Source organism: Bizionia sp. (genome assembly GCF_048259285.1).
Lineage (GTDB): Bacteria > Bacteroidota > Bacteroidia > Flavobacteriales > Flavobacteriaceae > Algorimicrobium > Algorimicrobium hallyeonense.
Window position 1 is genome coordinate 1 of sequence record NZ_JBLXHU010000037.1, and the last position, 18872, is coordinate 18872.

The 18872-nt window shown below is 35.8% G+C and carries 15 protein-coding genes; 10 read left to right on the forward strand and 5 right to left on the reverse strand.

Features of this window, described 5'->3' with window-relative positions; genetic code table 11:
* Positions 1-325: ribosome hibernation-promoting factor, HPF/YfiA family (hpf, locus tag ACN0QX_RS13155; protein WP_417197582.1), on the forward strand; the 325-nt coding region annotated here is incomplete at its 5' end.
* An 8-nt stretch (positions 326-333) separates the two neighbouring features.
* Here the strand turns inward: hpf and rlmH are convergent.
* Positions 334-807, reverse strand: coding sequence for a 23S rRNA (pseudouridine(1915)-N(3))-methyltransferase RlmH (rlmH, locus tag ACN0QX_RS13160; RefSeq protein ID WP_417197584.1), 474 nt, complete (start codon positions 805-807; stop codon positions 334-336).
* A gap of 59 nt (positions 808-866) precedes the next feature.
* Complete coding sequence (locus ACN0QX_RS13165) at positions 867-1697, reverse strand: hypothetical protein (protein WP_248400363.1); 831 nt, start codon at positions 1695-1697, stop codon at positions 867-869.
* Between the two features lie 54 nt (positions 1698-1751).
* Here ACN0QX_RS13165 and nadC point away from each other — a divergent pair, with 54 nt between their 5' ends.
* The 3 genes from nadC to priA are packed head-to-tail and all read left to right on the forward strand — an operon-like array spanning position 1752 to position 6034.
* Positions 1752-2609, forward strand: a complete 858-nt coding sequence (gene nadC, locus ACN0QX_RS13170) for a carboxylating nicotinate-nucleotide diphosphorylase (protein ID WP_417197586.1) — start codon at positions 1752-1754, stop codon at positions 2607-2609.
* A 37-nt stretch (positions 2610-2646) separates the two neighbouring features.
* On the forward strand, positions 2647-3576 hold the full coding sequence (locus ACN0QX_RS13175; protein ID WP_376860723.1) for a YihY/virulence factor BrkB family protein: 930 nt from the start codon (positions 2647-2649) through the stop codon (positions 3574-3576).
* Position 3577: 1 nt separating this feature from the next.
* Positions 3578-6034: a replication restart helicase PriA gene (priA, locus tag ACN0QX_RS13180; RefSeq protein WP_417197589.1), complete on the forward strand. Its 2457-nt coding sequence runs from the start codon at positions 3578-3580 to the stop codon at positions 6032-6034.
* 53 nt (positions 6035-6087) lie between these two features.
* Here priA and ACN0QX_RS13185 read toward each other — a convergent pair whose 3' ends face one another.
* Positions 6088-6783 (reverse strand): LytR/AlgR family response regulator transcription factor, encoded by a 696-nt coding sequence (locus ACN0QX_RS13185; protein ID WP_048331193.1) that lies wholly within the window; start codon positions 6781-6783, stop codon positions 6088-6090.
* A gap of 212 nt (positions 6784-6995) precedes the next feature.
* Here ACN0QX_RS13185 and rpsF point away from each other — a divergent pair, with 212 nt between their 5' ends.
* The 6 genes from rpsF (at position 6996) to hisS (ending at position 11187) form a co-directional block, all read left to right on the forward strand.
* Entirely contained in the window at positions 6996-7334 is a 339-nt protein-coding gene (rpsF, locus tag ACN0QX_RS13190; protein WP_248400359.1) for a 30S ribosomal protein S6, read from the forward strand.
* Positions 7334-7633 carry a 30S ribosomal protein S18 gene (gene rpsR / locus ACN0QX_RS13195; RefSeq protein ID WP_197072705.1) on the forward strand — a complete coding sequence of 100 codons (300 nt, stop codon included), beginning with the start codon at positions 7334-7336 and terminating at the stop codon, positions 7631-7633. The genes rpsF and rpsR overlap by 1 nt, the downstream gene beginning before the upstream one ends.
* 13 nt (positions 7634-7646) lie before the next feature.
* Positions 7647-8108, forward strand: a complete 462-nt coding sequence (gene rplI, locus ACN0QX_RS13200) for a 50S ribosomal protein L9 (RefSeq protein WP_248400358.1) — start codon at positions 7647-7649, stop codon at positions 8106-8108.
* Between the two features lie 98 nt (positions 8109-8206).
* Entirely contained in the window at positions 8207-9109 is a 903-nt protein-coding gene (locus tag ACN0QX_RS13205; RefSeq protein WP_417197591.1) for a glycerophosphodiester phosphodiesterase family protein, read from the forward strand.
* A gap of 23 nt (positions 9110-9132) precedes the next feature.
* Positions 9133-9600, forward strand: coding sequence for a DUF6495 family protein (locus ACN0QX_RS13210; protein WP_417197593.1), 468 nt, complete (start codon positions 9133-9135; stop codon positions 9598-9600).
* A gap of 216 nt (positions 9601-9816) precedes the next feature.
* Positions 9817-11187 (forward strand): histidine--tRNA ligase, encoded by a 1371-nt coding sequence (hisS, locus tag ACN0QX_RS13215; protein WP_417197595.1) that lies wholly within the window; start codon positions 9817-9819, stop codon positions 11185-11187.
* Between the two features lie 91 nt (positions 11188-11278).
* On the opposite strand, the gene ACN0QX_RS13220 is transcribed toward hisS, so the two are convergent.
* Positions 11279-16408: a LamG-like jellyroll fold domain-containing protein gene (locus ACN0QX_RS13220; protein WP_417197597.1), complete on the reverse strand. Its 5130-nt coding sequence runs from the start codon at positions 16406-16408 to the stop codon at positions 11279-11281.
* Positions 16409-16601: 193 nt separating this feature from the next.
* Positions 16602-18872: T9SS type A sorting domain-containing protein (locus ACN0QX_RS13225; RefSeq protein ID WP_417197599.1), on the reverse strand; the 2271-nt coding region annotated here is incomplete at its 5' end.

Genomic DNA, 18872 nt, shown 5'->3' on the forward strand with positions numbered 1-18872 from the left:
TAAACAATCCAAAAAACTTATAATTATGACAATAAACTTTCAATACGTTAACCTAGATACAAGTGAAGCTTTGACTGCCTTTACTAAAGAAAAATTACAATCGCTTATAAAAAAATACGATTGGTTAATTAATTGCGATGTTCAATTTAAAAAAGAAAACAGTACCAAAGAAGAAGGCTATATTTGTAGTATGGAATTAAGTTTGCCAGGACCTCGAATTTATGCTATTTCAAATGAAAAGAATTTTGAAGCATCTGTAAAAGAAACCATCAGCGATTTAGAGAAACAACTTAAAAAACGCAAACATACCTTTTCTGTTAAATAACAAACATCTTACCTATGGTGATACGGTTCGTTTTTTAATATGGTAAATGCACGATATAACTGCTCCACCATAAACAACCGTATCATCTGGTGAGAAAATGTCATTTTGGATAATGATAACTTACCTTGAGCCTTTGCGTATACTGCTTCCGAAAATCCATAAGGGCCACCAATAACAAAAACCAATTGCTTTATTCCAGAATTCATAAACTTCTGCACGTATTCTGAAAAGGCAACGGAATGCATTTGCTTCCCATTTTCATCTAATAAAATAAGTGTGTCTGTAGGGTTGAGTTTGGAGAGAATCAGTTGGCCTTCCTTGTCTTTTTGTTGGGCTTCACTTAAATTCTTTACCTTTTTTAAATCTGGAATTATTTCAAATTCAAACTTGATATAATGAGATAGTCGCTTTTGGTAATCATCTATCAAGACTTGTAGTTGTTTATTGTCGGTTTTGCCTATGGCAAGAAGTTTTATAGTCATGTGCGATTTAAAGAATATTTTCGGTGATTAAATAATTTAATTTCGTGCTGGTGAATGACTTAAAAGCAATGGGCTTTATGACTGTAATAGAGTTCATATTGAAAAATTCCAGACCCCTTAAATCGTTCTGTGGTTAAAGTCTTTTGCCAATCCTTTTTATATTTGGACCAATTATCTGTTTTTAAAAGTTTATTAGCGGATCTGTCCGGAAAATGTGTGCCAATCAAGAAATATTCGCCATCAGGTTTTATAAAAACAGTACTATAGTGACTCCTAATTTTGAAGAAGTTGTTTTTAAAAAAGCCGTTATCTGCAATCCAATTAAAATTGGTGTACGTATTGGCTAATCCATTGCTTTCATCTACTAAATAAAAGATTTCAGAATTAAAACGTTTTTCAAATTTCTTTTTACATTTTTTACTTCTCTTAATAAAATCCTTCCGACCTTTAATATACGATTTTTCTGTCAGATTAGAATGTCTAGAGTTTATTGATTTGGTAGAGTCTAGATTAAGATCATGGACTATTCGCATGTGTCTATTATAATTAGCCAATGCTTTTTCAAAAGGCAATATTGAATCATAGAACTTAACAATAAGCGTTTTATTAGGCTTTATAATTTTTTTAGAATCACGCATTAATAACTTTCTTATTTGTGTGTAGGCCGTTGGGTCTATTTTTCCGAAGTGGAATTTAGGAAGCACTTTATTGATTTTTAAAGTATCTAAATCATATTGAATACATTTGAAAGCTTGCAAACTACATTTTTTTGAGTATGTTAAGACGTCTATCTCTTTCATATTCTCATCCATGTATATTTCTTTTTGTGAATATACATGAAGACCAATAAAAATAGTAAACAGTGTAAAAGCTAATTTTTTTATGATCATAAGTAGGGTTTAATTAAAAATGCTATATTTTCGTAGTGTCTAAAATAACAAAAAATGATAACCCAAGACCAATTTAATACAGAAATAGACTTAATAATAACCAATGCCATCCGTGAAGACGTTGGTGATGGTGATCATAGCTCATTAGCCTGCATTCCTGCAGAAGCAACGGGAAAAGCCAAGTTACTAGTAAAAGATAAGGGTATTATTGCTGGTGTAGAATTTGCAAAACAAGTATTTGCCTATATTGATAAAGATTTAAAGGTAGAAACACACATTAAAGACGGTAGCCCCGTTAATTATGGCGACATTGTTTTTTATGTGGAAGGATCTTCACAGTCTATATTAAAAGCCGAACGATTAGTTTTAAATGCCATGCAACGCATGAGTGCTATTGCAACAAAAACCAAGCAATTTGTAGATTTACTAGAAGGCACTGGAACCAAAGTTTTAGATACCCGAAAAACAACACCTGGTATTCGCGCATTGGAAAAATGGGCTGTTAAAATTGGAGGTGGTGAAAATCATCGATTTGCACTGTATGATATGATTATGCTTAAAGATAACCACATAGATTTTTCTGGAGGTATCACCAAAGCCATTGAAAAAACCAAGCAATATTTAAAAGATACCAATCGCGATTTAAAAATTATTGTGGAAGCTAGAAATTTGGATGAAATACAAGAAATTTTAAAAACTGAAGGTGTGTATCGTATTTTAATAGACAACTTTAATTATCAAGATACCAAAAAGGCTGTGGCGCTAATTGGCAACACATGTTTAACAGAAAGTTCTGGTGGTATTAATGAGCAGACCATTAGAAACTATGCCGAATGTGGCGTTAATTATATTTCATCAGGTGCCTTAACGCATTCCGTTTATAATATGGATTTAAGCTTAAAGGCTGTTTAATTCACTGTAAAACGCTCTAAATAAAATTGAACCCTAAATGTCAAAACCTGTAGAAGATAAATTGGCCAATATACCTATTGTCAATCTGTTGGTTAAGTTTTTAAAGAAATTCAAGCTGCCAGGGTTGGAAGGTTTGTCCTTGTATGATTTAATGGAACTCTACACAATTGGTATTGTTAAAGGTGCCCTAACCACACGTGCAAGTGCCATTGCTTTCAACTTTTTTACGGCTATTTTTCCGTTTCTATTATTTGTATTGATTGTTATTCCTTACATACCTATAGACGATTTTAAAATAGAATTTCAACGGTTTCTAAATTCGTTTTTACCACCAAGTACATCCGATTTTTTCTTTGCTAATATTTTTGAAAACATTGATAGTACAGAACGTGGTGGATTTTTATCATCCGTTTTTTTAGTGTCTATTGCTTTAATGGCCAATGGAATTAATGCCGTTTTTGCTGGTTTTGAAAGCTCCTATCATGAACAATTAAGCCGAAATATTTTTAAACAATATATGTATGCCTTGGGAGTCGCGTTAATTCTTGCGTTTCTTTCCATTCTTACCGTCGCATTTTTTGGGTATTTTCAAATTTATATAATAGGTAATTTACAAGCTTATGGTTACGTGGATGCAGAAAGTACTGTTATTTGGGTGCCTATTGTTAAATATGTGTTTTTTGTAATTATGATTTATTTAGCAGTGGCCACCTTGTATTATTTTGGGACCAGGGAAGGGAAGGAGTCTAGGTTCTTTTCCATTGGTGCTTTATTTACAACTTTATTGATAATTGTAACCTCTTATTTTTTCGGGTTATATATCACTAATTTCTCACAATATAATAAGCTTTACGGCTCCATTGGTGCACTTTTAATATTGCTTTTTTACCTGTGGCTAAATAGTAATATTCTACTCATGGGCTATGAATTAAATGCCTCCTTGAATCGTTTAAGAAAAGGGTTTTAATATGAAGGATTTTTTTATAGACGTTATATTGCCTATTCCGCTTGAAAAGAGCTTTACGTATCGTATAACAATTGCCGAATCAGAATTTATTAAGCCTGGTATGCGTGTGTCTGTTCCTTTTGGAAAAAGTAAAATTTACACCGGAATTGTTCAAGCTATCCATACCAACGAACCTTTAATTTATGAAGCGAAAGATATTCATCAAATTTTAGACGAAACACCAATTGTTACTCAAGCGCAATTCCGTTTATGGGAATGGATGTCCAACTATTACATGTGTACAGTTGGCGATGTGATGCGAGCTGCCCTTCCGGGTGCTTTTATTTTAGATAGTGAAACCATTATTTCCAAAAATATGACTTTGGAAATTAATGAGGCCGATTTAAAGGACGACGAATTCCTAATCTACGAGGCATTACAGCATCAAACCTCATTAAAAATCCAAGACATTAGTAATATTGTCGATAAAAAAAATGTGCTTCCATTAGTGAAACGCTTGTTAGAAAAAGAAGCAATTTCAGTTCATGAAGAAATTTTTGATAAATATAAACCCAAATTGGTCCGTTATGTAAAACTTCAAAATACGTTTCATTCCCAAGCTGCGTTACAGGAGTTATTAGAAGATTTAAGTCGCGCGCCCAAACAACGCGATGTGGTAATGACCCTATTTTCATTAACCGCTAAATCAAAAAAGCCCATTCCAGTTTCCGATTTAACAACAGCTAGCAACAGCTCATCAGCCATTGTAAAGTCTTTGATAGATAAGGAGATTCTGGAGGAGTATTTTGTACAAACAGACCGTGTGCAGTATGATGATCAGGAAACCGAAGGTTCCAAACATTTAAACGAAGCGCAAGACGTGGCAATGAAAGATATTTTAGAATCCTTCCAAAGTCAGAATATTGTTTTGCTACATGGCGTAACATCATCTGGGAAAACAGAAATATATGTCAAGCTTATTGAAAATGCATTGCAGCAAGGAAAACAGGTGTTGTATTTGCTTCCAGAAATTGCGCTTACCACGCAATTAGTATCCAGATTACAGAATTATTTTGGTGAGCAAGTGGCGGTTTACCATTCTAAATATTCCAGCAACGAACGTGTTGAGGTTTGGAATCAGGTTTTAAGTAACTCCCCAAAAGCCCAAGTTATTTTGGGTGCGCGATCGTCTGTGTTGTTACCTTTTCACGATTTAGGCTTAATAATTGTGGATGAAGAACACGAACAGTCCTACAAACAATTTGATCCTGCACCACGATATCATGCCCGGGATACCGCAATTGTTTTAGCAAGTGTTTTCAAAACCAAAACATTATTAGGTTCAGCAACACCAAGTCTGGAAAGCTATTTTAATGCGCAACAGCAAAAATATGGATTGGTAGAATTAACCACCCGTTTTAATGATGTGTTGATGCCTGATATTGAATTGGTAGATATAAAGGACAAGCAGAAGCGTAAACGGATGAAAGGCCATTTCAGTGATCGGTTAATAGAAGAAATGACGGAAACCTTGGAAGATGGTCATCAAATTATCTTGTTTCAAAACCGGAGAGGATATTCGCCAATTATTGAATGTGAAACCTGTGGGCATTCGCCGCAATGTCCAAGTTGTGACGTGAGTTTAACCTATCATCAATATCGCGATCAGTTGCGTTGTCACTATTGTGGGTATCACAGTGTCATGATTAAAAATTGCGAAGCTTGTGGCAGCGTGGAATTAGATAATAAAGGTTTCGGAACCGAACAGGTAGAGAAGGAGGTAAGCATCCTGTTTCCAGATTATAAAGTAGCGCGTATGGATTTAGACACCACACGAGGTAAGTATGGTTACGAAAAAATTATTACCACCTTTGAAAATCAAGAAGTGGATATTTTAGTGGGAACACAAATGCTTACCAAAGGATTAGACTTTAGAAACGTAAAATTAGTTGGTGTTATGAATGCTGATAACATGCTTAATTTTCCAGACTTCAGAGCCCATGAACGTAGTTTTCAGTTACTATTGCAGGTTTCAGGACGTGCAGGACGTACAGATAAGCGTGGGAAGGTATTAATCCAAACCTATAATCCGCATCATAATATTTTGCAACAGGTTTCTACTAATAACTATGTGCAAATGTTTAAAGAGCAGATGGACGACCGCTATAATTTTAAATATCCACCGGTTTATCGTTTGATAAAAATCACCCTAAAACACCGTGATTATAATAAGGTGAATGTTGGTGCCGATTGGTATGCTAAATCCTTACGACAGGTTTTTAAGCAGTATGTTTTAGGGCCAGAATTTCCGCCAGTTTCTAGAATTAGAAATCAATATCATAAAAATATATTGGTTAAAATTCCGAATAAACAATCGCTGGCCAAAACAAAAGCGGCTATTTTAAAAATTAATACGAGTTTTTCGAGCGTAAAGGATTTTAGGCCAATTCGCGTCATTCTGAATGTAGATAATTATTAGAAGGATGGTATTACAAAGCAAAAAAAATCCTGATGTTTACATCAGGAATTTTATTAAATATTGTTTAGTGCATCGACCAATTGGGTCTTTTTATTTCGACTTAAAGGAATTTCATAAGCGCCAACTTCAACGTTTTTACTATTAAAACGGTCCACTTTATCTAAATTCACGATATACGATTTATGAATCCTTAAAAATTTTCCTTCAGGAAGTTCATGTTCAAAAGCTTTCATCGTAGAAAGGACAACAAGACTCGTTTCTTCCGTAACTAATTTTACATAATCGCCAAGTGCTTCAATCCACTTAATATCTTTAATATAGACTTTACGTTTTTTCAGGTTACTTTTCACAAAAATGTGTTCACCTTCAGTTTCGTTAAAATCTAATTTAAGTTTATGCTGTTCAACGGCTTTATCAACAGCTGTGTTAAAGCGCTCTCGTGTAATAGGTTTGTGTAAATAATCCGTAGCATCATAATTAAATGCTTTAAAGGCGTATTCCGTTTTGCCTGTTACAAATATAATTTGGGGTTTGTTATTTAAAACGTCCAACAATTCAAAACCATTTAATACAGGCATTTCAATATCCAAGAAAATTAAGTCTACTTTATGGGTATTTAAGCCGTTTTTGGTTTCTAACGCACTATTGTACTCGGCAATTAAATTAAGTGAGGGGTGATTTTCAATTAATTTAACAATCGAGAGACGTTGAATCGCGGAGTCGTCAACTACTACACAGTTTAATGTCATAACATTTTGTTTTATTTCGGTTAAGATATCGACAATAGTACAAAAAATTCGGTTAAAAACCAAATAACACCGATAAAACGTTTATTTTAACATTTCATTAACAAGATTTCATTGAAATAATAAAAATACGAATATACTTTGAAATTATGTTGTAATATATGAAATAAATAATTACTTTTGCACCCATTTTTAACTATAAAATTTAGATTTTTATGAATCATTATGAAACTGTTTTCATCTTAAATCCCGTTTTATCTGAAGTTCAGATAAAGGAAACAGTACAGAAATACGAAGATTTTCTTGTTTCTAAAGGAGCGAAGATGATATCCAAAGAGGATTGGGGCTTAAAAAAATTAGCCTACCCAATTCAAAACAAAAAAAGTGGTTTTTATCACTTATTCGAATATCAAGTTGATGGCGAAGTTATCAATCCATTAGAAGTAGAGTTTAGACGTGATGAGCGTTTTATGCGTTACTTAACGGTAGCTTTAGATAAGCATGCTGTAGCTTGGGCAGAAAGAAGAAGAGTTAAACTTAAAGAAAAAGCGTAATTATGTCATCTATAGAGCAACAAGCAAAAGGAAAAAAAGACGGTGAAATTAGATATTTAACACCGTTAAATATAGACACCAACAAAGCGAAAAAATACTGTCGTTTTAAGAAATCTGGTATCAAGTATGTGGATTATAAAAATCCAGACTGGTTATTAGGATTTGTAAATGAACAAGGTAAAATTTTACCAAGACGTTTAACAGGAACTTCTTTAAAATACCAAAGAAAAGTATCTGTGGCTGTAAAAAGAGCACGTCATTTAGCATTAATGCCATACGTGGCCGATTTATTAAAATAAAACACTCATAACAATGGAACTTATATTAAAACAAGACGTTGAAAATCTAGGATTTAAAGACGATGTTGTAACTGTAAAGAATGGTTATGGGAGAAATTATTTAATTCCTCATGGTCAAGCTATTTTAGCAACTGCTTCTGCAAAGAAAGTATTAGCTGAAAACTTAAAACAACGTGCATTTAAAGACAAGAAAATTATTGATGACGCTACTAAAATTGCTGAAGCTATCAAATCTTTAGAGATTAAGATTACGGCTAAAGCTACAGAAGGTGCATCAGCTGGTGATAAATTATTTGGTTCAATTACCAAAGCAGATTTAGTTGAAGCTTTTGAAAAAGAAGGACACACTATTGATAAGAAATTTATTACTATCACAGGTGGTAGTATTAAGCGTTTAGGTCAGTATGATGCGGTTATTCGTTTACATAGAGAAGTAACTGTAGAATTACCATTCGAGGTTATTGCACAAGCGTAATTTAACACTTTGCATAGTATAATAAAAACCGTTTAGAATGGCTCTAAACGGTTTTTTTAATGGCCATTTTTAAAGATTATTACCCGAAACCTGTTACCATGAGATTATCAATCATACTCGTTTTTTTCGTCCTTTTTTCATGTAAGGATAAAACAAAGGAACCAAATCAATCCCTTCCAACTAAAGAAGCGGTTGGTTCTACTTTAAGTCCTTCTGCTTTAATAAAAGCCTTTCAATACCAACCCCAAGCATCACCTTTAATAAGTGTGCATAGAGGTGGCGTTGGATTGGCTAATTATCCCGAAAACTGTTTAGAAACTATTAAATATGTAAATGATAGTATAGCAGCCGTTTTTGAAATTGATGTGGCTAAAACTAAAGATGGCATCTTGGTTTTAATGCATGACCATACATTGGATCGTACAACCACAGGAACTGATAAATTAACAAACTATACTTTTAATGAGCTTCAAGCCTTTTATTTAATTGATGACTTTGGAACTCGTACCAATTTTAAAATCCCAAAATTTACAGAAGTTCTTAAATGGTCCAAAGCGAATAATGCCATATTAACCATTGATATTAAGAAAAGTGTCGATGTGGCGGAGGTTATTCAAGCCATTCGCGAAAATAACGCTGAAGATATTTCTATAATTATCACGTATGATATGGAACAAGCTAATAAAGCATATCAACTAGCACCCGATTTATTATTGTCTGTTTCTGCTAGGAATCAACAAGAATTAAATTGGTTATTAGAATCTGAAATTCCTACACATAATATGATTGCTTTTACGGGAACCAGATTATCTGATACCACCTTATACAATAAGTTGCATAAAAAAGGAATTAAAACCATGTTAGGAACGTTGGGTAACTTGGACAAGCAAGCGGAAACCAAAGGCGACTCTCTTTATTTGAAATGGCAAAAGTTAGGTATTGATGTCTTTGCAACCGATAGACCATTTGAAGCTGCCAACGCCTTGAATATTTTAAAATAATAGCATAATAAATAATGAGTACCATGAAATACGCAAGATTAACCAAAGAACAATTTGAAGAATTACATCAAGAGTTTATAAATTTTCTAGCGACACAGACCATCACAGCCGATGAGTGGAACGATATTAAAATTAATAAACCTGAAGTGGCTGAACAGGAACTAGACGTGTTTAGTGATTTGGTTTGGGAGGGTGTTTTAAACAAAGTCGTATATATTGAGCATATTTCGCCACAACAAATGCACTTATTTCATTTAAAAAACGATATAATGCACTTGATAGCTGTGAAGCTTAAAAACCCAATCGATTTAACCACAACAGACGGATTTAATTGGTTGCGTGAGAACTTAATGGATGATGATGTAGAGTTTCTTCAAGCCAAAAAAGAATATTCAGAAGATAAAAATGTCGATAAATTTCAACTCATTCAACAAGGCGGTGTAATTACTAAAGGCGACTTGTTTCAGTATTTAGATAGACTGATTAATTAATAGTAGCATTGTCTTTGCGAAAAATTGCGATAGGAGAGAAGTGGCAATTTGTTGAATTGATTCCCAATAATTATTAAAAAGATAATTACGCTTATTTAAAGTAAAAAGAGCGTAATGACAGCTGATTATTAATTATTTTTGTTAAGAAGTTAGTATAAATAAGTCCTGATGTTTGTCGGGATTAAAAAGAGATTTCCACTTTCGTGGTAAAAGATTATGGCACAAAAACCAAGCATACCAAAAGGCACGCGCGATTTTAATCCAGAGCAAGTAGCCAAGCGTAATTATATATTTCAAACCATCCAAAAACAATTTGAAGCTTTTGGATTTCAACCTATAGAAACCCCTAGTTTTGAAAATTCGGATACCCTTATGGGAAAATATGGCGAAGAAGGGGATCGGTTGATTTTTAAGATTTTGAATTCTGGAGATTATTTGAATAAGGTTGATGATGGGTTGTATTCTGAAAAGGACTCTAATAAAATAACAGCTAGCATTTCTGAAAAAGCGCTTCGTTACGATCTTACCGTTCCCTTTGCGCGATACGTGGTACAACACCAAAATGAGATTGAGTTTCCATTTAAGCGCTACCAAATGCAACCAGTTTGGCGCGCGGATAGACCGCAAAAAGGACGTTTTAGAGAATTTTTCCAGTGTGATGCCGATGTGGTTGGATCAACCTCCCTATGGCAAGAAGTGGAATTCGTACAATTATATGACAGCGTTTTTTCGGCATTAAAACTGGAAGGTGTTACCATAAAAATTAACAACCGTAAAATATTATCGGGTATTGCCGAAGTTATTGGTGCCAGTGATAAACTTATCGATTTTACCGTTGCTTTAGATAAATTGGACAAAATAGGCGAGGAGAAGGTAAAAGCAGAAATGTTGGAAAAAGGCATTTCGCAAGACGGTATTAATACATTACAGCCGTTGTTTACATTGTCTGGCGACTTCAATTCGCAAATAGAGCAACTTAAAACTATTTTAAACAGTTCAGAAGATGGTAGAAAAGGTATTGAAGAATTGGCATTTATTGATAAAGCCATTTCAGAACTCGGTCTACAATCTGCCAAATTACAATTGGACGTTACTTTAGCGCGTGGTTTAAATTATTATACAGGCGCTATTTATGAAGTCTCTGCACCAGAAGGTGTCAATATGGGATCCATAGGTGGAGGTGGTCGTTATGACGATTTGACGGGAATTTTTGGTATGCCTGATATGAGTGGTGTTGGAATTAGTTTCGGGTTAGACCGCATTTATTTAGTATTAGAAGAACTGAATTTATTTCCAGAAACGGTGACTAAAAATATTGATGTTTTGTTTATTAATTTTGGAGAGGCGGAAGCGTTATTTAGTTTGAAAGCTATTAAACAATTACGTTCTTATGGTATAAATGCCGAATTGTATCCAGATAATGCTAAAATGAAAAAGCAAATGAATCATGCTAATAAGCGCCAAATTCCTTTTGTGGTTTTAGTTGGTGATAATGAAATGGAGCAGGGCAAGTACACACTTAAAAACATGGCTTTAGGAGATCAATTTGAATTAACACTTCAGGAACTGGTTGAAAAATTTGCCTAGCAATGCTTCAATTGGAGTTAACTATATAAGGTAAAAACAAAAGCCTTGGAACTATTTCCAAGGCTTTTGTAGTTTAGTGGTTGGTTTGCTATTAATTCACGATTACTTTTTTGGTAATTATGCTACCATCGGTTTTTTCAAGGTTAATGATATACGAGCCTGTACTTAAACCATGCACTTTAATTTCTTGGTAGTTGGTGTCTTCTAATGTATCGATTCGGATAACAGACTGACCTATAATATTGAACATTTCAGCAGCATCTAAACGTACCATTTTCGGGTTGTGAATAATGATGCTTCCTTTGGCGTTCGCGAAGTAAACTTGTAAGTTTTCTTGCGCCGTAACATCTTCCGTACCTAACGAGTTGCCGTCTCTAAATGTAATTTCGAAACGATCAGCATATTCGCCAGCATCTAAATAAAATTCATAGTCACCATCCGTGCGTAAGTTATGGTATATATCCAATGCAATATCATGTACATATATCTCTAAATCACTTGGAATATTTTCTAAATTATCAATAGTTATGTTATTTAACCCGTCATCTCTAGTTACGATGTTTAATGGTAGCACAGTATCTTCCGTAAAGGAATTAATGCCTTGAATTGTGTACTTATCTGCATGAATTACCCAGGCCATTTCGTCTATTTGGACTTCATTTAGTAAGCCATCAAATCCCCAATCGTAATCTATAGAAGCACGATCATCAGCAGTTACTAATAATTGTCTGTGAATGGTATTCACGGAGTTAAAACCTAATCGGATTTTCATTCGTGAATCAACCACATCAATATTATCTTCTGTAGATCTCATAAATACAGAGCCTGTACCACCTTCTTTTTGAAATCTCCGTTGTCCGTTATTAAATACCACGCTACCATTAGACTCACCGGCAACAAAGAAACCTTGTCCAACCGGAATATAACGTCCTGGCGTTTTAGTAGCTGTGCCACCAGTTCCACCATCCGGATGATTAGTACCCATAGATGCGGCAGGTGTACCACCAGAGAAATTATAAGTACCGTAACCACCTTGGTATTCAGCGGTAACATGTGAGCCGCCGCCCCAATGTTCCCAGAAATATAGCGTACCACTAATAGCTGGATTTGCTCCAGATCCTGAAATGGTAGGGCCGTTATCCGTTATAAATTGTTCCGCATCAATGGCAGAAGCATACGGGTTACCTACTAAATATTCATTTCCAGCATTAATAGTTAAGCCAACATTTCCGTTATTCGGTTTTCCGTCAAACACATAGTTTTGCTCTAAAGAAACAACACCAGCAGTATTGGCAACACCTTTCATAGTAAAGCCTTCTCCAGCTAATAATGTTCCTGTATTTCTAACGTGCTGCCAAGACGCGTAATTATCTGCAATACGGTTATTGTATTTCCATATCCAATAATGAGCAATTTTAAGATCGGCATCACTATTAGAACCATTATATCCACCTACATAAGTTATGTTTGCAGGTACTCCTGATGATGTACCATCTTTCATAATGTTATTATTCAACGAATAACTAAAATTATTTGGATTTGCCGTAGCTGTATTTCCTACAGGCGCACTCCAATAATTATATGTGAAAACATCAAGTGTACCTTGTTGATCTTTTTCAAGAGAACCTGAAATACCAACATTTAAATCACTGTCAATGGTTTGTATTAATTGCGATTCGCCTTCTAAATCTATTTTTCCTAATAAATTTAAGTAGTGTGTTACTGTAATACCATTTCCTGTTTCGGTCGTGTTATCACCGTCTAAAGTTAATTCACTAGACTCTACAAATAAGGCTAATAGGTTTCGGTTTCCTAAATTTCCTGCTGTTAAACTGCTATTGCTCATAGTTACGTTGTCATCAACTTCAACAATGTTCCAGTCTACAGTAATTGTGTTATCCACTATTGAGTTGGCGCCAGGTATGGTTTGTAAATTTCCATTTAACCAAGTCGTATGCAGGCTCCAATCACTCGTTCCCGTACCGATGGTTTTATAAGGTAATGGGGCCGTTTGTCTATCTACCGTTCTTAAGCTACGTAAAGCACCTTGGTGGCCATTACCAGATTCATCTTTCGTGTTGGTATACGTGTAAGTAGACATTGGGTAATAACCAGCCAAGCTAGACCAAGGAATAGCAGCAACTTCATCTTTTGTAGGTGTTACGCCTTTACTCAAGAAATAAGCCCCTCCAACAAATCCAGAGTTGTTTGCAATTTCCTGATTCATGATATAACGCAATTGTTTAACCGTTAAAGCTGTATTCCAAACACGTACCTCGTCTATATTTCCATTAAAAAATGCTTGAGGCGTCAATTTAGATGCCGCGCCAATATAAAACGATTGGTCTGTATTATTAGGAGCTGATTTGGCCGCTTGTTTATCTAATATGCCATCAATATATATATAAGCAGTTCCACCTTGATAAATAACAGCAACTTGATGCCATTCGTTTTCAGGGATAATGGTATTAGAAGTTGTGGTTTGTATGGCTCCAGAAGCTGTTTTCCAAGACGCTTCAAACTGACCAACAGTGTTTATTTTTAAGTCGTAACCTTCAGTAAATGCGGCATCACGTTTAGAAACGATAGACTTATTCAAAGAGTTTACATCACGTCTAATCCATGATGAAATAGTAAAGGCCGTTGGGTTAACATCCAAAGCATCTTCCATGTCCATATAGTTTGATGTTCCATTGAAATATACTGAACGTTCAAAGGTACGCTCTGGTGCCCAACCAAATGTGATATATTTGGTGTCATCAAAATCATAATTCGTTTTTAAAATAGCTTCACCTAATTCGTTTGTGCCTTCTGTCATAACGCGGTAATCGGCTGTTGGATCAAAGTTTGGTGTATCTGAAATAAACATTAAATAACGACCGTTAGGCGGTGTTGCAGTTCTTACAGCGCTTCTTAAAATTGCGACTTCTACAGAAGGAATATCACCTCCAGAACCAACATTCTCGACAACTTTCCATGTTCTGCTTATTGCAGAAAATGACACATCCGTTGTTAAAGCTGGTGAAATAGACGAACTCATATTTACCGTAATATCTGGTGAGGCTGTATCTAAATCAATACCATTATTACCCCAAACCAAGAACTCTTTATCTTCTAATTCTGAATTGGTATTTAAATTATTGGTGTTAGAAATAGCGCCCATACCTATGGTTAAAACACCTTGTGCTCTAAAACCACCATCTATAGCGTTATTAACACTACGAGATTGTTTTTGTAATAAATCAGATGCATCATCACGACCTATTCCGGCAATATCATAGTTGAAAACATCTTCTGCTGGTGTGCCTGTATTAGCGTCCCAAATCAGTGTTCCATCACTATCTACGTAATCTTGGGATGTGCCATTAACCCCCAATGTAATGCCATATTTAATGGCTAAATAGGATTGGATACGGTTGCGTTCTTGGGTGAGATTGGCATCATCTTTTTTAGCCGAATATGTAATTACTTCAGCAATTCTACCCTCATAACTACCTTTAAATGCTTCACTTCTTCCTAAAAAGTATCTAGAGTTGGAAACATTTTCAAATTGTGGCACTCCGACTTCTGTATTTCCTATGTCATTAGCATTATATAATAACACACTACTTGTAGGGGAGTTTGAATTGTTTTTAGAGTTTATAATACCTACATTGTTATAGTTGTCTGTTAAGCCAGTATGTGCAATTCCGTAACCTCTATCAGCTACTGGTACAGTTGAAGTTGATGTTGTATTAACACAATATGAGATAATTTCATTATCAAATCGTACAGAATATCTACCATAGCCAATACCAGATCCATCTCGTTCATCAGTTACAGGATCAATATCTCCACAAAAAACATCCATACTAGCTAAAGATGAAGTTACATTCACATCCGGAATAACCACGAGAAACATATCTTGTGTATAAAAACCTTCTGTTCCGACTAATGTATTTCTATTGGTGTCCGAATAACCAAAATCTTCTCCTGCCGTGTCATAATCATTATCAAAATCTACAACAGGATTAAAATTAACATTAAATAAAGGGGCATCGCGGTAGGTTGGTTCTAATCCTGTCGGTGCTGTAGCATTAGCGCCTCGGCCTTGATCTGCCCAAAGCGATACAGGTTGACCAGTGGTATAACCCAATCCATCTGTTCCTTTTAACCACAAAGCTAAATCGTTAGTAACGCCGCCTGGACCTTCGGTTAAAGGTGCGACGCCTGTACCTTGTACTCTGAAATTATAAGGGTTTTCGTTACTATCATTATTGTCTATTGAAATATTAGCAGTAACAGTGCCAGCAGCTGAAGGTGCAAAACGAACGACAAATGTTCGGCTAGCTCCAGCAGCAATAGTGCTTCCCCCAGGTTGTGTTAAAATTGTAAAAGCTGCACTTCCGGAAATATCAACTAGCGGTGATCCACCGGTTAAATTTAAAGTAGCTGTTCCTCGATTGTGTATGGTAAATGTATGATCTGTTGTAGATCCTATTTCTACTGAACCAAATTCAGTATCATCGGCAGTAGATGGTGTAGTATCACCATCAGGTATGGAGATTGTTAGTCCTGTGATGTCTATTTCTGGTTGAGGAACCGCTATGTTTCCTTCAATTAATATTTCATCAAAAGCGACACCTGTATTAGTTATGCTGCCGTCTGAAGCAAATAAAATTCTAAACCTAACTTGTGTACTCGTTTCAAAATTTATATTCTCCGTTGACAAATTAAGATTTCGTGTTATCCAACCTGTACTATTTCCTGACCAACCATCTTCACCATTATTGAAGGCATCCACATCCGTGTCATTATACCAATTGGTATTAGTAACGGATCCTAAATCACTCCACGTAGAACCGTTATTAAGCGAGTACTCTATTTTCATACCGTCATAGGCTGCTTCCGTTTCGTACCAGATATCAATTTCTAAATTTAGATTGGTATAACCACTTAAGTTTATAGCAGGACTAGTTGCTGTTATAAATGTATTGTTGTTATATTGAGATGTGTCTTTCCTAGAATGAATATAATTTCCCGTATTACCCGTGTTATGAGATACGTTTGTGCCTCTTAACCATTCACCAGTTCCAGATCCCGACGAAGAAACAGTCCAGCCCCCAAAACTACTTTGGAAGTTTTCTGAATAAAGGGTTGTTTGAGAGAATGAGTAACTTGAAAATAAAAGTACACTAAATAGCAATAGGTACTTTCGTACTTGGATAGTAGAATTTTTCATAAGTAGTCAATTTATTAGTTTTGGGACTAATTAATTTTTATTAATAGCTTGGGGACAAATATAAGAGAAATATTCCATGAAATGCAAATATAATCGACGAAATGCAAATATAATCTTTAACTCATTGATTTTCAATGTGATAAAAATGGCAGATTTTTGTAGACCTGCCATGATTTTATCACTTAATTGATTATTAGAACCTTATCAACTTTTTAACCACGCTATAACCATTGTTTTTATTAATTAATTTTATAAAGTATGGACCTTGTTGTAATTTGTCTAATCCTTGAACCGTCAGGGTTCCTTGTTTACCAGATTGTATTTGGTTATACACCAATCTGCCATTTACGTCGAAAAGTTGAATTGTAAATAGATCATTAGCAATAGACGTCGGTAAACTGATTTGTATATAATTGTTAAACGGATTTGGCTGAATGCTTACATTCTCATAATCAAATGTGGGGTTACTTAATGTGGATTCCATAACCGTAACTATGGCGTTACAATTTGACGTGTTTCCACTGTTATCTGTTACGGTAAATACCACATTGTTGTCGCCAATGTCATTCGAATCAAATGTATTAGGGGTAACAGAAATAGTATCTATTCCACAAGCATCAGTTGATCCATTATCAATTTGATCAGCTGTAATTGTGGCATTTCCAAATGCATCTAATTCAACCGTTATATTCTGAATATTACAAACAGGATCTACAGTATCCCCATCATTAGTAACATCCCAAACACAGGTTGCCGTATTAAAGGTTGCTGTTTCCCAACATTCTAAACTAGTTGGTTCCGTAGGTTGCGTTCCTTGATTCTCCCAAGTACAGTTACCTACATTAAATACGTAATTATCCCAACAGTTTGTCGCCGTTGGTTGAGCAGGTTGGGACCCTTGGTTCTCCCAAGAACAGTTTCCTACATTAAACACATAGTTATCCCAACAGTTTGTTGCTGTTGGTTCAGCAGTTTGTGAGCCTTGGTTTTCCCAGGTACAGTTACCCGTGTTGAATACGTAATTATCCCAGCAGTTCGTTGCGGTTGGTTCCGTAGGTTGTGACCCTTGATTCTCCCAAGTACAGTTCCCGGTGTTGAATACATAATTATCCCAGCAGTTGGTTGCTGTTGGTTCAACAGGTTGTGTTCCTTGATTCTCCCAAGTACAGTTGCCTGTGTTGAATACGTAGTTATCCCAACAGTTTGTAGCTGTTGGTTCAACAGGTTGTGTTCCTTGGTTCTCCCAAGTACAGTTGCCGGTATTGAATACATAGTTATCCCAGCAGTTTGTTGCCGTTGGTTCCGCAGGTTGTGACCCTTGGTTTTCCCAAGAACAGTTGCCTGTGTTGAATACATAGTTATCCCAACAGTTTGTTGCTGTTGGTTCAGTCGGTTGCGTTCCTTGGTTTTCCCAAGAACAGTTTCCTAAATTAAATACGTAATTATCCCAGCAGTTGGTTGCTGTTGGTTCAACAGGTTGTGTTCCTTGGTTTTCCCAAGAACAGTTGCCTGTGTTGAATACATAGTTATCCCAACAGTTTGTTGCTGTTGGTTCAGTCGGTTGCGTTCCTTGATTCTCCCAAGTACAGTTTCCTACATTAAACACATAGTTATCCCAACAGTTCGTTGCCGTTGGTTCAACAGGTTGTGACCCTTGGTTTTCCCAAGTACAGTTATCGGTGTTGAATACATAGTTATCCCAGCAGTTCGCAGCGGTTGGTTCAGCAGGTTGCGTTCCTTGGTTCTCCCAAGTACAATTCCCGGTGTTGAATACATAGTTATCCCAACAGTTCGTAGCTGTTGGTTCAGTCGGTTGCGTTCCTTGGTTTTCCCAAGAACAGTTTCCAGAGTTGAATACATAATTATCCCAACAGTTTATTGCGGTTGGTTCCGCAGGTTGCGACCCTTGATTTTCCCAAGTACAGTTGCTGGTGTTGAATACAAAGTTATCCCAACAGTTTATTGCCGTTGGTTCCGCAGGTTGAGAGCCTTGGTTCTCCCAAGTACAGTTGCCGGTGTTGAATACGTAGTTATCCCAACAGTTGGTTGCTGTTGGTTCAACAGGTTGCGTTCCTTGGTTTTCCCAAGAACAGTTTCCAGAGTTGAATACATAATTATCCCAGCAGTTCGCAGCGGTTGGTTCAACAGGTTGTGTTCCTTGGTTTTCCCAAGTACAGTTGCCGGTGTTGAATACATAGTTATCCCAGCAGTTTGTTGCCGTTGGTTCCGCAGGTTGTGAGCCTTGATTCTCCCAAGTACAGTTTCCTACATTAAACACATAGTTATCCCAACAGTTGGTTGCTGTTGGTTCAACAGATTGTGTTCCTTGGTTTTCCCAAGTACAGTTTCCTGTGTTGAATACATAATTATCCCAACAGTTTGTTGCTGTTGGTTCAGCAGGTTGCGTTCCTTGGTTCTCCCAAGTACAATTCCCGGTGTTGAATACATAGTTATCCCAACAGTT